At 58.4% G+C, this 14,309-nt stretch carries 7 protein-coding genes, 8 pseudogenes and 1 other annotated feature; of the genes and pseudogenes, 11 read left to right on the top strand and 4 right to left on the bottom strand.

The window, feature by feature from the left end; all coding sequences use genetic code 11:
- Nucleotides 1-81 precede the first annotated feature (81 nt).
- A pseudogene (locus ACVTFQ_RS32230) lies at nt 82-828 on the top strand (IS110 family RNA-guided transposase); the annotation flags it as partial.
- A gap of 323 nt (nt 829-1,151) precedes the next feature.
- Here the strand turns inward: ACVTFQ_RS32230 and ACVTFQ_RS32225 are convergent.
- Nucleotides 1,152-2,068: pseudogene (locus tag ACVTFQ_RS32225) on the bottom strand (IS3 family transposase); the annotation flags it as partial.
- Nucleotides 1,976-2,091, bottom strand: a sequence feature (AL1L pseudoknot). Its footprint overlaps the pseudogene before it by 93 nt.
- Complete coding sequence (locus ACVTFQ_RS32220) at nt 2,083-2,700, bottom strand: transposase (protein WP_269704333.1); 618 nt, start codon at nt 2,698-2,700, stop codon at nt 2,083-2,085. (Overlaps the previous feature by 9 nt.)
- A gap of 30 nt (nt 2,701-2,730) precedes the next feature.
- On the opposite strand from ACVTFQ_RS32220, the pseudogene ACVTFQ_RS32215 reads away from it, so the two are divergent.
- From ACVTFQ_RS32215 to ACVTFQ_RS32185, 7 genes and pseudogenes are all read left to right on the top strand, one after another.
- Nucleotides 2,731-3,087 (top strand): annotated as a pseudogene (locus ACVTFQ_RS32215) (transposase); the annotation flags it as partial.
- A gap of 68 nt (nt 3,088-3,155) precedes the next feature.
- Nucleotides 3,156-3,803, top strand: a pseudogene (locus ACVTFQ_RS32210) (helix-turn-helix domain-containing protein); the annotation flags it as partial.
- Nucleotides 3,804-3,979: 176 nt separating this feature from the next.
- Nucleotides 3,980-5,533 carry an IS21 family transposase gene (gene istA / locus ACVTFQ_RS32205; protein ID WP_269704282.1) on the top strand — a complete coding sequence of 518 codons (1,554 nt, stop codon included), beginning with the start codon at nt 3,980-3,982 and terminating at the stop codon, nt 5,531-5,533.
- A gap of 17 nt (nt 5,534-5,550) precedes the next feature.
- Nucleotides 5,551-6,327, top strand: a complete 777-nt coding sequence (gene istB / locus ACVTFQ_RS32200) for an IS21-like element helper ATPase IstB (protein WP_269704284.1) — start codon at nt 5,551-5,553, stop codon at nt 6,325-6,327.
- Nucleotides 6,328-6,423: 96 nt separating this feature from the next.
- Nucleotides 6,424-6,687, top strand: a pseudogene (locus ACVTFQ_RS32195) (integrase core domain-containing protein); the annotation flags it as partial.
- 43 nt (nt 6,688-6,730) lie between these two features.
- Nucleotides 6,731-8,204: pseudogene (gene istA / locus ACVTFQ_RS32190) on the top strand (IS21 family transposase); the annotation flags it as partial.
- A gap of 5 nt (nt 8,205-8,209) precedes the next feature.
- Nucleotides 8,210-8,878: an ATP-binding protein gene (locus ACVTFQ_RS32185; RefSeq protein ID WP_269704287.1), complete on the top strand. Its 669-nt coding sequence runs from the start codon at nt 8,210-8,212 to the stop codon at nt 8,876-8,878.
- A gap of 199 nt (nt 8,879-9,077) precedes the next feature.
- On the opposite strand, the gene ACVTFQ_RS32180 is transcribed toward ACVTFQ_RS32185, so the two are convergent.
- Both ACVTFQ_RS32180 and ACVTFQ_RS32175 read right to left on the bottom strand, forming a co-directional pair.
- Nucleotides 9,078-10,793 carry a thiamine pyrophosphate-requiring protein gene (locus ACVTFQ_RS32180; RefSeq protein WP_269704289.1) on the bottom strand — a complete coding sequence of 572 codons (1,716 nt, stop codon included), beginning with the start codon at nt 10,791-10,793 and terminating at the stop codon, nt 9,078-9,080.
- A gap of 151 nt (nt 10,794-10,944) precedes the next feature.
- Complete coding sequence (locus ACVTFQ_RS32175) at nt 10,945-12,186, bottom strand: flavin-dependent oxidoreductase (protein WP_269704291.1); 1,242 nt, start codon at nt 12,184-12,186, stop codon at nt 10,945-10,947.
- Nucleotides 12,187-12,551: 365 nt separating this feature from the next.
- Here ACVTFQ_RS32175 and ACVTFQ_RS32170 point away from each other — a divergent pair, with 365 nt between their 5' ends.
- From ACVTFQ_RS32170 to ACVTFQ_RS32160, 3 genes and pseudogenes are all read left to right on the top strand, one after another.
- A complete protein-coding gene (locus ACVTFQ_RS32170; RefSeq protein WP_269704293.1) occupies nt 12,552-13,502 on the top strand; it encodes a MarR family winged helix-turn-helix transcriptional regulator in 951 nt (316 codons plus the stop codon).
- 70 nt (nt 13,503-13,572) lie between these two features.
- Nucleotides 13,573-13,935 (top strand): annotated as a pseudogene (locus ACVTFQ_RS32165) (helix-turn-helix domain-containing protein); the annotation flags it as partial.
- Between the two features lie 100 nt (nt 13,936-14,035).
- A pseudogene (locus ACVTFQ_RS32160) lies at nt 14,036-14,290 on the top strand (IS110 family transposase); the annotation flags it as partial.
- Nucleotides 14,291-14,309: the final 19 nt, after the last annotated feature.

Raw genomic sequence — 14,309 nt, 5'->3', positions numbered from 1 at the left:
GGAAAACAGCGAAAATCCGCCGATCAGGCCGCGCTCCTCCGCATTACGACGACCTCGTGATTAGTCAAGCGGCAGAAGAATGACGCGGCAGATGCTGCGGCAATTGCTGAAGCGGTATTGCGCCCGAACATGCATTGTGTTGCTGTGAAGAGCGCCGAGCATCAAGCGCGCGCTGTAGTTTTCCGAACCCACCAGTGCTTTGTTCGCCAGCGTACGCAACTGATCAATGCGCTGCGGGGTCACTTAGCCGAGTTCGGTCTGGTCTTTCCGCAAGGGCCAACCCATCTCAAGCAAGCAGCGGCCCTGCTGGAGGACGAGACCATCCAGATCCCGGACAGCGTCAGGGAGATGGCCCAACTTTACCTTGATCAGATTGCCCTGCTTACGGCCAAGATCGATGGCCTGACCCTCAGGCTGAGAGGCGCTATAAAAGAAACCCTTGAGATGCGGCGTCTCTGCACGGTGCCAGGTGTGGGACCAGTGACGGCCGGTGCAGTAATGGCGTTTGCTCCGGATCTGCGCACGTTTTCCAGCGGCAGGAACTTTGCCGCCTGGCTCGGCATAGTGCCACGGCAGAGGTCTACGGGTGGCAAGCAACGTCATGGCGGGGTGAGTAAAATGGGCCAGTCCGATATCCGAAAACTGCTGATTATCGGCGCTATGAGCCGGATTCGCTGGATCATCCGAAAGGGCATTTTGCCAGACAACTGGCTTGGACAGCTTGTCGGGCGCAAACCTCGCATGGTTGCGGCTGTTGCCTTGGCCAACAAGATGGCCCGGATCATATGGGCGATCATGACAAGAGAGCAAGATTATCGAATGGCGTGAACCGTCACCTCCTACAGGAGGTAGCGGCGAACGTCTCGGGGTCGTTTGATCCCGGCAAGGAAATCGACTGACGACCTATGCGGCAAGGACTTCAATGTTCAGGACGGGGTAAACCAGTCCCGGGGCTCGAGCACAAAGCTCTTTGAACCGATGTGGCCCCTGTTCTTCGAACTGCATACCGGCCCCGTGGCGCAGGCCACGATCAGAGGCCTGACACACGACCGATAGAAGCAACATGCTGCAAAAGAAATCGGAAGAAAACCCTTGCAAAGTCGGGGGCATCCACACACGCGCCGGGTTTGCCGGAGGCTAATTACGGTTAGTTACGCGGCCATGGCTTCAGTTTCCAGAGCTGCATAGAAGTTCTCCTCTGCCTGGGCTGGCGGGATGTTCCCGATTGGCTCGAGCAGGCGGCGGTTGTTAAACCAGTCGACCCATTCCAGCGTGGCATATTCGACGGCTTCGAAGCTCCGCCATGGTCCGCGCCGGTGAATGACCTCTGCCTTGAAAAGGCCGTTGATTGTTTCGGCCAGTCATAGCTGTCGCCAACGCTGCCCACCGAGGGTTCGATCCCGGCTTCTGCGAGCCGCTCACTGTAGCGAATGGACAGGTATTGCGCACCCCTGTCGCTGTGATGAACCAGCCCCATACCTTTTGCTGGACGCCTGTCGTGAACCGCCTGTTCCAGTGCGTCGAGAACGAACCCCGCATGAGCCGTGGTGCTGACGCGCCAGCCGACAATCTTGCGGGCATAGGCGTCGATGACGAAGGCGACATAAGCGAAGCCCCTCCAGGTGGCGACATAGGTGAAATCGCTGACCCATAGCATGTTCGGCGCCGGCACCTGGAACTGGCGGTTAACCTTGTCCATCGGGCAAGGCTGCTTTTTGTCCGGGATCGTCGTCTTGTGCGGCTTGCCTCTGATAATACCTTGAATGCCCATGACCTTCATCAATCTGCCAACGGTGCAGCGGGCAACGTAAAAGCCCTCGCGACGCAACTGCCGCCAAACCTTGCGCACCCCATAGACCTGATAGTTCTCCTCGAAGATGCGCCGGATCTCGGGACGTAACGCTTCGTCCCGGCGCGCACGAACTGACAGCCGTGTCGGATCAGATCGTCTCGCCAGATGATCGTAATATGTGGACGGGGCAATCGGCAGAAGGCTGCAGATCGGCTCGACCCCGTGCGCGCCCCGATGAGCGTCAATGAAACCCACCATCACTTCGACCGGCGGTCGAGTATCCGTCTTGGTCAAGGGCGATCAGGCAGCCAATCTCGCCTCTCACGCAGCAAAGTATTTGCAAGAACGATGATGCGCCGCATGATGGCGGTAATGGCGACTTTCTTCGCTTTGCCGGCCTTTAGCAACTGCTGATACTTGTCGTGGAGGTCTCGGTTGAAACGGATGGCGACAAGTGCGGGCATGTAGATCGCGCGCCGAATGGATGACCGTCCGCCGGTAATCCGCTCCTTGCCCTGCCACTTTCCAGATTGCTGCGTCATTGGCGCAAGTCCGGCGAGAGCGGTGATCTTCTTGCCCTCGAGGTGCCCAAGCTCCGGCATGTCGATCAGCATGGTGGTTGCGGTCAGACGACCAATCCCCGGAATGGTCATCAATCGGCGGATGCGCTCTTCAAGGGTGCCTCGCTGCCTGGCGATCTGCGCAATGACCTCATCAAGCGCTTGAATATCGGCACCGATGTCCTCAATGCGGCGGCCAAGCTGTTCTCGCACGAGCGGGTTCCGTGCAGTAGCAAGCCGCGTCTTCGCGGTCACCTGATCTTTGACCAAAGCGCGGCGGGCAGTCAGCAACTCTCTGAGAGGCTGACCCAAAAATATGTGAGTGATTTCAGTCAGTTGTGATTTCATCGGATTTGCGAAGATTCGATGGAGAGCACGATGGCTTGGACTGAAACCACCCGGCAGAATTATGTTCGTCATACGGCCCGATATGCAAGCGATGTCACGGATCGCGAATGGGATTTTGTTGCGGCTTTCATGCCTGCTCCCCGGCGTTTGGGTCGGCCGCGCAAGACCGATCTACGCGAGGTTGTGAACGCGCTTCTTTATATTGCGTCGACAGGTTGTCAGTGGCGGATGCTGCCGAAGGACTTTCCGCCCAGTTCGACGGTGCAGCGGTATTTTTATGAATGGCGGGCCATGGGCCTTTGGTCACGGATCAATCATCACCTCGTCATGGAGGCGCGGGAGCTGGAGGGGAAGGAGGCTTCGCCAACGGCGGGTGCCATCGACAGCCTGTAGATATGTCGGTACTCGCGGGACATTTCCATTAGCTTCCCAATTCTGGGACGATGGAGATGCACATGAACAAGGATCAGCGCGAGATACAGCGCAAGCTACGCATTCTGCGGCATGCTGACGAGACTGGGCATGTTGCGAAGACCTGCCGGTATTTTGGGATTGGTCGCAGCAGCTTCTACCGTTGGCGTGAAGCCTATCGGAAACACGGCGACGCCGGTTTGGTGAATCACCCGCCCATTCCTAAATGGCACGCCAACAGAACGCCTATCGAGATCGAAGAGAAGGTTCTCCATCTCCGGAGCAAATATTATCTCGGACCCATGCGCATCGTTTGGTATCTGGCGCGGTATCACGGCATCAAGGTATCAGACGCAACCGTCTCCCGAATATTGAAACGCAATGGCGTCAACCGCCTTCCGCGCGGCACCCGCCTACGCAAGGTCCATACCAAGCGTTACAACAAGCAGGTTCCCGGCCACCACATTCAGATGGACGTCAAGTTCCTGACTTTTAAAGGGGCGTGCGGTGAAAAGGTTCGACGCTTCCAGTTCACTGCCATTGATGACGCGACAAGGGTGCGGGCTCTGAAAATCTACGAGAAACACACCCAGGCTAGCGCCATCGACTTCGTCGACCACATCATCGAGAAGTTCCCGTTCCGAATCCATGAGATCAGGACCGACAACGGCCACGAATTCCAAGCCAAATTCTGCGTGTTTCACTAAATCACGGACACCGATTCCGGTAATTCGCGGACAGCGATTTCAGTAAATACGGGACAGTGATTCCGCTAATTCCCGGACAGTTTTCGGGGCGGATATGACGGTCGGTTCTCGGGAGCGCCGTTCTGGCATTTTGCCCTCTCATCATTGGGTTGAGAGGGGCCATGCCAAGACGGAAGCAAGCGAGACGAACGAGCGTGAAGGACATACGATCGATCCTGCGGCTGACGCATGAGCATGGGCTTTCCGTGCGTGCGGTGTCGGAACGGCTGAAGATCAGCAAGACCTCGGTTTCGACCTATCTGTTGCGAGCGCGAGAGGCAGGGCTTTGGGGCTGGCCGCTTCCGCCTGGTTGTGACGATGATGCGGCGCTTGAAGGGCTTCTATTCCGGAGGGTGGGCCGTCCGCCGCAGGATCTGATCGAGCCGGATTGGCCGATGATCGCGCGCGAGCTGAAGCGCAAGGGCGTGACGCTGACGCTGCTTTGGCAGGAATATCGAGGTGCCCACCCCGACGGTTATGGCTACACTTGGTTCTGCGACAGGTTCGGCATATTCCAGCGCCGCACGAGCGCGACATTCCGCAATCGTCACGTGGCGGGCGCGGTGATGCAGACCGACTATGCCGGCCACACCTTGCCCGTCATCGACCCCGATACCGGCGTCATCCGCCAGGCGCAAATCTTCGTGGCCGTGCTGGGCGCGTCATCCTTCACCTTCGCCCATGCCAGCTTCAGTCAAAAGCTGCCTGACTGGATCGAGGGGCAGTGCCGGGCGCTGAGCTTCTTCGGCGGCGTGCCGAAGGCGATCGTCTGCGACAATCTGAAGGCGGGCGTCGTCAAGGCACTGTGGTTCGAGCCGACGCTCAACCAGACCTTTGCCGCCATGGCCGAGCATTACGACACAACGATCCTGCCGACCCGAAGCCGCAAGCCCCGAGACAAAGGAAAGGTCGAGGGTGCGGTGCTGATCGTCGAACGCTGGATCCTGGCCCGGCTGCGCAACAGGCGCTTCTTCAGCCTCGCCGATCTGAATGCCGCAATCGCCGTTCTCCTGGAGGACCTGAACAACCGGCCCATGCGCCATGTCGGCAAGAGCCGTCGGGAGATGTTCGAGGAGATTGAACGTACGGCCTTGTCGCCATTGCCATCGACACCGTTCGAATATGCGGAATGGAAATCGGCGAAGGTCCACCCCGACTACCACGTCGAGGTCGACAGAACCTTCTACTCGACGCCGCATGGGCTGATCGGTCGGCGCGTGGATGTTCGGCTCACCCACCGGGTGGTTGAGATCTTCTACGACCACAAGCGGGTCGCCAGCCACGTCCGCCGCTCGCAGCGCTCCGGTCATGTCACCGTCAACGAGCACATGCCCAAGGCGCACCAGCGCTATGCGAACACGACACCCGCAAGCCTGATCCGACAGGCGATGACGATCGGCGTCAACACCGCCATTCTGGTCGAGCGGCTGATGCGCGACCGACCTCATCCCGAGCAGGGATACCGCTCCGCCTTCGGCATTCTCTCCCTGGCACGCCGCTATGAGCGGGAGCGTCTGGAGGCGGCCTGCGAGCGGGCGCTGATGATCAACGCGATTACCTATTCCTCCGTCAACGCCATCCTCAAATCCGGTCTCGATCGGGCAAGGCCCACCGCAGAGCCCGTCAAACCGACACCGCCGCACACCAACATCCGCGGCGGCTCCTATTATCAGTGAAGGAAAGGAACCAACCCATGCTGACACATCCCACCCTCGACCAGATGCAGGCCCTCGGCCTTGGCGGAATGGCGACCGCCTACCGGGAACTGGCTGAACAGAATAGCCCCGACGATCTCAGTCGCGATGAGTGGCTCGGTCTGATGCTCGATCGTGAAGCGGCCATCCGCGCTGACAAACGTTTGTCCAATCGGCTCGCCGCGTCGAGATTGCGTTTTGCGGATGCCTGCATCGAGAATATTGACTTCGCTGCCCATCGAGGGCTCGATCGGCGCAACACGATGTCGCTGGCCCAAGGCGCATGGTTGAAGGCTCATGAGAACCTGATCATCACCGGGCAGACCGGCACGGGAAAGACCTGGCTGGCCTGTGCCTTCGGACGGCAGGCGGCGAGGCTCGACCATTCGGTGCTCTATCTGCGCATGCCGCGTCTGTTCGAGGATCTCAGTTTGGCGCGCCTCGATGGCCGCTTCCCGCGGCTCGTCGACAAGCTGGCGCGGGTGCAACTGCTGATCCTTGATGATTGGGGCACTCACACACTGAACGACCAGCAGCGTCTCGATCTGCTGGAAATCTTCGAGGAACGCTATCGCCGGAAATCCACACTGATCACCGCGCAACTCCCCATCGCTCAATGGCACGCCATGATCGGAGAGCCGACGATCGCCGACGCCATTCTCGACCGCATCATCCACAATGCCCATCGCATCGGGCTCGAAGGGGACAGCATGAGAAAGCAAAAAACACCGCCACTCTTGACCAGCGACGAAAACGGCGAAATCAATCGCAAATGACTTCAACCAGGCAACCGGAAACCGACCCCATCATGCTGTCCCAGAATTAGTGAAATTGCTGTCCGCGACTTAGCGGAACGACTGTCCCGTTTTTGCGAAATGCGCACCAAATTCCACTGGCACGTCGAGGACAAGGGCATTCGCCACGCATATATCAGACGAGGCACCCCTCAGTTGAATGGCAAGGTCGAGCGCTCACACCGATCAGATCAGCAGGAATTCTACCAGCTGCTCAGCTACAAGGATGACGTCGATCTCGAAGCAAAACTTGACCAATGGGAGCAATTCTACAACTTCCATCGACCGCACGGAGCCTTCAATGGAAAGACGCCTTACGAGGCGCTCCGCGAAAAGCTATAGTCGTACCACGAAATGTCACAAGGGCACCTGCAGCTTACAGCGAGTGGATACGATTGCGCGTGTTCGTCGAGCCTTCCATGTTCAGGGCTGGTCGGTGAAGAAGATCGTCCGGGAGCTGCATGTTTCTCGCAACACGGTCCGCAAGATACTACGATCTGATGAGACTGACTTTTCCTACGAGCGAGAGCGGCAATCGCTTCCGAAGACCGGGGCTTGGAAGGCTGAGATCGAGCGCTTTCTGGCGACGAATGAAGGCAAGCCATCTCGCGAACGGCTGACGCTGATCCGGATTTACGAAGAGCTTCGCGCGTTGGGTTACGACGGCAGCTACGATGCGATCCGGCGCTATGCGAAGGGATGGTCGAAGGACCGGGGTGCTGTGACGGCGGAAGCCTACGTGCCGCTCTATTATTCACCTGGTGAAGCCTATCAGTTCGACTGGAGCCATGAGATCGTCCTGATCCAGGGCGTGACGACGACGGTGAAGGTCGCCGATGTCCGGCTCTGCCACAGCCGGATGATGTTCGCGCGGGCCTATATGCGTGAGAGCTAGGAGATGGTCTTCGACGCGCACGACAAGGCCTTCGACTTCTTCCGTGGCACCTGCACGCGCGGGATCTACGACAACATGAAGACGGCGGTCGAGTCCGTGTTTATCGGCAGGGAACGGCTCTACAATCGCCGCTTCCTGCAGATGTGCAGCCATTATCTCGTCCATCCCGTAGCCTGCACGCCAGCATCCCGCTGGGAGAATGGGCAGGTCGAGAACCAGGTCGGCCTCGTGCGCGAGCGGTTCTTCCACACCACGCCTCAGGGTCAAAAGCCTGGAGGAACTGAATGTCTGGCTGCTCGACAAATGCGTTGCCTATGCCAAGGCCCATAGCCATCCCGAACAGACGGGACAGACGATCCGGCAGATGTTCGAGGCCGAACGCGGCTGCCTCGTGCGCTATGTGGGGCCGTTCGACGGCTTCCATTGTGTGCCAGCGTCAGTATCCAAAACCTGCACCGTCCGCTTCGACAACAACAAATACTCGGTTCTATCGACTGCAGTCGGCCGCCCCTCGAGGTCCATGCCTATGCTGATCGGGTCGTCATCAAACAGGATGGAGTGACGGTCGCTGAACACCAACCGTGGCGAGACCGTCTATGATCCCTGGCACTATGTCCCTGTCCTCGCTCGCAAACCCGGTGCCTTGCGCAACGGCGCTCCGTTCCGGGAATGGGTTTTGCCTGCCGCGATGGAAAAGGTTCGCAAGCGACTGAAGAGCGTCGATGACGGTGATCGGCAGATGGTCAGCATACTCGGATGTGTTCCTGCTGATGGTCTTACCGCCGTTGAAGCTGCCTGCCAGGAAGCGCTCGATCACAGCGTCTGCTCGGCCTCGCTGATCATCAACACTCTGGCTCGAAGCCGCGATCCGGCTCCTGCTGCACCCCTGCAAATCCCGGATGCGCTTCGGCTTGCCCATGAGCCGGTCGACGACTGCGCCCATTACGACAGGCTCAGGAGGGCAAATTAATGGAACGCACGCAGGTTCTCGAACTGATGAGCACGCTGAAGCTCTACGGAATGCGAAGCGCCTACGACGAGGTCATGGGCAACGGCATCAAACGGCAGCACGAACCGCCACGCATCGTCGGTGATCTCCTGCAGTCGGAGATCGCCGAGAAGCAGGCACGCTCCATTTGCTACCAGCTCAGCATAGCCAAACTGCCACTCGCCAAGGACATCGACGACTTCGACTTTGCCGACACGCCCGTGAATGAACCCCTGGTCCGAGAACTGGCTACCGGCACCTTTGTGGCCGACCAGCGCAACGTCGTCCTCGTCGGCGGCACGGGAACCGGCAAGAGCCATCTGGCCATCGCGATTGCCCGTGCTCTCATCCGCAACGGCAAGCAAGGTCGCATGGCAGATTACCTTACGCGCCTCGACTTCATCATCCTCTACGAACTCGGCTATCTGCCGTTCGCGCAGGCCGGAGGTCATCTCCTCTTCCACCTGATCAGCAGGCTCTACGAGCGCACCTCGATCATCGTCACCACGAACCTTGCCTTCGGCGAATGGCCGTCGGTGTTTGGTGATGCCAAGATGACGACGGCACTCCTCGACCGCCTGACCCATCACTGCGAGATCGTGGAAACAGGAAACGAGTCCTGGCGCTTCAAGAACCGCTCTCAAAGCTAAAGCCGAAGATACCCATCACCCGCACTTGGCCTACCCTCTGCAACCCCGGCTAGCGCCGGGCAGGCCAAGCGCTGATCGTCTTCAGGGGGGGTGAATATTGGACGCCGATAAGGGGTCAACATTTCGCGCCGATTGACAATCCAAATTATTGGAACTGATCATTTCTTCGTCACAATCGCGATTTTAGGGAGGCCCACGATCACTGCCTGTCAGACACCGCAATCCGCAGCTCGAGTACCGCCTGCCGCCGCTCGGAGCGAATGACCCCGATAGCTCGTTCGAGCGCGGCGGGAAGATCGCGCCCGTGCTCGATACGCTCGACATAAGCGCGGCTTGCGGAGGCGATCTGCAGATAGTCGGGAGCGGGCTCAAGGTCGATCAGCGGCATTCGATTGGCTCTTACGGCAGCACCGTTCGGATAGCTGCTGACGACGGAACGACGAACGGCGTTCCAGATCCCGTTGTTCTTAATGATCGTCAGTATCGGCAGTTCGAGCGCCTCTGCGATCTGGTGACATGCTACCGGGTTAGCGAACATATAGGAACCATCCCCAACGCACGCGATGCACAAGCGCTCCCGATCAGCAAGCTGGGCCCCAAGGGCGGCAGGCACCCCCCATCCGAGCCCGCCACTGTGAGGAACGGTAAAGACCCGGTTAGGCCCGCACAGGCGCATGGCGTCTGGGGCGACCCCGAGTTCGGAAAACACCACGGCGCGATCATCCATCGCGTCTGCGATGCACCGGCTCATCCATTCTGTCGTCATCGGGGATGCGCAGCCCTGCGCCGACAAAGCTTCGGCGCGTTCGCGCCGTTGTACGGCCCGAGCTACGAACTCATCTCGTCGGCCATCGGCATTTACGGCGAGCGCCCGCATTGCCGCGGAAATCGACGCCACGCCCGCGGCGGGATCGCTAACGATAGCAAGGTCGCTGCGGTAGCTGCGGATAGGCATGCGCTGAAAATGCGGATCGCTTCCAAGATGGATGATCCGGGTTCCCTCGCGCGGCCGATGCAACGATTCCATCCACGGAACGGCGCTGTCGACAACGAGCACCACATCAGCTTCCGCGAGAGGCGCCTTCACGTCATAACCGAGAAACATTGGATGATCCGACGGCATGACATTTCGAATCGTGAAGGGTTCGACCACCGGGACTGCGAACTCATCTGCTAGTTGAACGATTTCCGTTGCTAGTCGCCCATGAGGATCGCCACGCTGGCAGATGATAAGCGGCGCAGCCGCACCAGCGAGCCAGGCTGCGGCAGCGGCTACGGCTTCCGGATCCGGATAGGCGGGCGACGACACGGACTGCGCGGGCGCCGCGGCCGTTGCGGAAGCTGGGATGGTGTCCATCAGCGGCTCGCGCGGCAAGCTGATATAAACCGGGCCACGGGGTTCGCTGCCAGCCAATCGCGTTGCACGCGTCGCCAGCAATTCTCCCTGCTCGGCATAGCGCATCTCATAATTAAACTTGGTGATGTCGCTGACCAAGGACGACTGGTTATACATCTCCTGGCCATATTGAATGGGGGTTACCCGCGAACCCTGACGGCCGCTTTCGGTGATCGGGGTACGCCCAGAGAGAACAACGACGGGAATATTATCACTCGCAGCGTTGATCACTCCCATTACGGAGTTGGCGAGTCCGACATTAACGTGAACCATCGTGGCCTGCGGTTTGCCGGTGACAAGATAGTATCCGTGGGCCATCGCGACACTGGCGGTTTCGTGCGGAACCGTCACGGGTCGCGGAGTCAGGTCCTCCCCCAATGCAACGAAGGCTTCAATGATTGGTGGAAAATCTGTTCCCGAATTCGCAAAAATATAATCGATGCCGTTCCGCTTGAGACCCAATAGAAGCGATTCAGCCCCGGTCTTTGCCGCCGATATCTCACGTTGGTTGCTCGTCATGCTACAAGGTCCCTTCAATCGATCTACTTAAGTTTTGGGTTTGAACGGGACGAGCCCTTAGCCGGGACGTCTGCCAAAACGGCTGACAGATTTGCCCCGCCTTAATGGCTGATTTCTCTCCACCCGCTAATGCCGCAAGTCCTTGGGAATCTTAGCTTTGAGCAACCCGTTCGCGATCGTACCCTGCGATTTTCTTGTAGTTTGAAGAGAGGCTGGCAAGTTCGTCTGCGGAAATGACATCCTCGATGCGGTCGAACGGCTTGTCGCCGGTGCGCTCGAAAACCTCCTTGAGGATGATATCAGGCGGTGTAGAGCGATTTGTGAGCACTACTTTGGCCGTTATTGGCAGCCGTTCTCCTTCATATGCCTTGAGGGCGTCGCGCGGGTTCTCAGCGCTCAGAAGCGCGTCGCCCAGCACCTTTCCATCCAGGATGGCTTGACCTGCGCCATTAGAACCACGAGGGTACATAGGATGAGCGGCATCGCCTAGCAGCGTCACCCGTCCCTGAGACCAAAACGGCAGCGGATCTTGATCGACCATAGGGAATTCCATGACCGCATCCGTGCTGCGCAGTAGCGCCGGCACGTCCAGCCAGTCGAACTTCATGTCCTCAAACGCCCACATGAAGTCGTCGAAGCAACCCTGTTTGTTCCAGTCCCGCTTCTTCTTGTACGTCGGGGTTTCGATCTCGGCCACCCAGTTGATCAACTGGTTCCCTTGGCCGTCGGCATCGTTCCGGATAGGATAGATCACCAGCTTTCCCGTCGACAGCCAGCCGATGCGCGTCATATTGGCTCCATCAAGAAACGGCTTATGTAGCGTTGCTCCGCGCCACATGTTAACGCCGGAATAGACCGGATCGCCCTCGTTGGGGTGCAAGCTCTTGCGAACCACAGAATGCAGGCCGTCGGCCGCCACCATAACGTCGCCGCGCACGCTTTCCAACAGCTTCTGGCCAAGCGTGTCCCGGAAATGCACTGTGACACCACCGTCGTCCTGATCGTATCCGACGCACTGATGGCCGGCATGAAGATGTCGCTTTGTCGCCAGTTCGGCGAAGCGCTGCAGCAGCGACTGATGCAAGTCGCCGCGATGCACGGAATATTGAGGGAGTTCGTAGCCTGCCCGGAGGCCCGCCGGCTCCGAAAAGATATGCTGGCCGAAGCGATTGAAGAAGGTCGATTCATAGGTTTCAACACTTCGGCGGGCGATCTCGCCGAGTACTCCGATCTCGGCCATCACCTTACTCGCATGCGGCAATAGATTGATTCCCAGGCCGACCGGCTGCAACTGCGGCGCTGCGTCATAGACCTCAGGAACGATTCCCCCTGCCGCAAGCTTGCATGCCAGCGTCATTCCACCGATTCCGGCGCCGATAATGATGACCTTCATCTGAAAATTACCCTCCTGCGATTTAGTATGACGTCTGATCACGTATATTGACCGTTTCTCTGCCGAAAATTCCCATCGAAGAGATGACGGCAATAGGACGGGCACCTTGCTTTACCTGAGCTTCTTCAAGCCATTCCCCGCCACTTGAGATTCGGGTTAGCCGTGTCTCGACGGCCTCGTCGCTTCCCACTGCGATCTAAATACCATGACGTCTTACTATTTTCAACCGGATAATCGACTTCCCCAGAAATGTGTATTGCGGGATTGTCGTGGCGATCTGGCCTTGTTAGATAGGATATTGACGAGACGAGGAATCGTAGGATGACTTCTCAATCCTTCGACCGAGCAAGTTGAGCATCTGACGAATGACAAATGAATTGACGATCGACGGAAGTGAGCGACCGGTTTGCAATGCTGATGTCTCGTTCTCGCAGATGTCGGGGCTTTATAACCGCCCCGGATTCAAGATCCGCCGCGCCCACCAGACGGCGGTCGCCATCTTTGCCGCCGAAACGTCGGAACTCGGGATCACATCTACCCAGTTCGGAATTCTCTTCGCGCTGGCCAGCGTCGCCGATCTCGACCAGGCCGGGATGGCGCGTCTGGTAGGGCTCGACCGGTCAACGACTGGACTAGTGGTTGACTTGCTCGAACGGCGCGAACTGCTGCATCGCGTGATGCACGAAGAGGATCGGCGCCGGCGCGTACTTAACCTTTCCGCCAAAGGAAGGGCGCTGTTCGAGCGCTCCCTGGAACCGGCCGCAACTGCCGTAAAAAGCCTGCTAGGAGATGCCGACCAGTCCGAGGTGTCTCGGTTTACCGACATCATGGAACATCTGGTCACTGAACATCTCGGCAGGGGGGAACTGGATACCGAGGGACCGCTGCGCGACCTTTACAGCCGTCCCGGTTATCTGATCCGGCGAAGCCATCAGCTATCGAGCGGGATCTTCGTTCGGGAATGCGAAGCGTTCAATGTAACCACGACACAGTTCGGTGTGCTCTATACGCTGTCGCATTGTCCCGCCATCGATCAGGCGACCCTGGCATGCCTGGTTCATCTCGACCGCTCGACGACCGCACTCGTGATAGGACTTCTTGAGGGACGCGGACTGGTGCAGCGGCGGATCGACCTCGCGGATCGACGTCGGCGCGTACTGACCCTTAGCGATGCTGGAGTGAAACTGTTCCAAGACCTCGGTCCCTCAGCCCAAGAGGCGATCGAACGTTTACTGCGTCCTTTGTCTGGGGGAGAACGAAAGTTTCTGTTGACTATGCTTGACGACATGGTGTCTCGCCACGAGCGTAGCACCTAGGCGTGTAGATATGTCGGTACTCGCGGGACATTTCCATTAGCTTCCCAATTCTGGGACGATGGAGATGCACATGAACAAGGATCAGCGCGAGATACAGCGCAAGCTACGCATTCTGCGGCATGCTGACGAGACTGGGCATGTTGCGAAGACCTGCCGGTATTTTGGGATTGGTCGCAGCAGCTTCTACCGTTGGCGTGAAGCCTATCGGAAACACGGCGACGCCGGTTTGGTGAATCACCCGCCCATTCCTAAATGGCACGCCAACAGAACGCCTATCGAGATCGAAGAGAAGGTTCTCCATCTCCGGAGCAAATATTATCTCCACCACATTCAGATGGACGTCAAGTTCCTGACTTTTAAAGGGGCGTGCGGTGAAAAGGTTCGACGCTTCCAGTTCACTGCCATTGATGACGCGACAAGGGTGCGGGTGTTGATTTGCACTGAGAGCTGATGGAGTGGATGCCCCCTCCCGACGGCATCGCAATGTGCCAGAGTGACGTTCGCGAGAACGTCACTTAGAGGAGAGAGCATCCATGAAGGAAGTTAGCATCGTTGGCCTGGACCTTGCAAAGCGGGTGTTTCAGGTTCATGCCGCCAGAAGCGATGGAAGTGTGGTCTTGCGCAGGAAACTGTCTCGCGGCCAAGTCGTCACCTTCTTTACGGAACTGCCCAAATGCATCGTCGCGATGGAGGCCTGCGCCACCGCGCATTACTGGGCGCGTGAGATCGGCAAACTTGGCCATGATGTTCGCTTGATCCCGCCGGCCTACGTTAAGCCCTTTGTCAAGTTATGGCGAGGTGAGCATA

The organism is Rhizobium sp. O111 (assembly GCF_055616315.1).
This window is presented reverse-complemented; position numbering and strand designations above follow the sequence as displayed.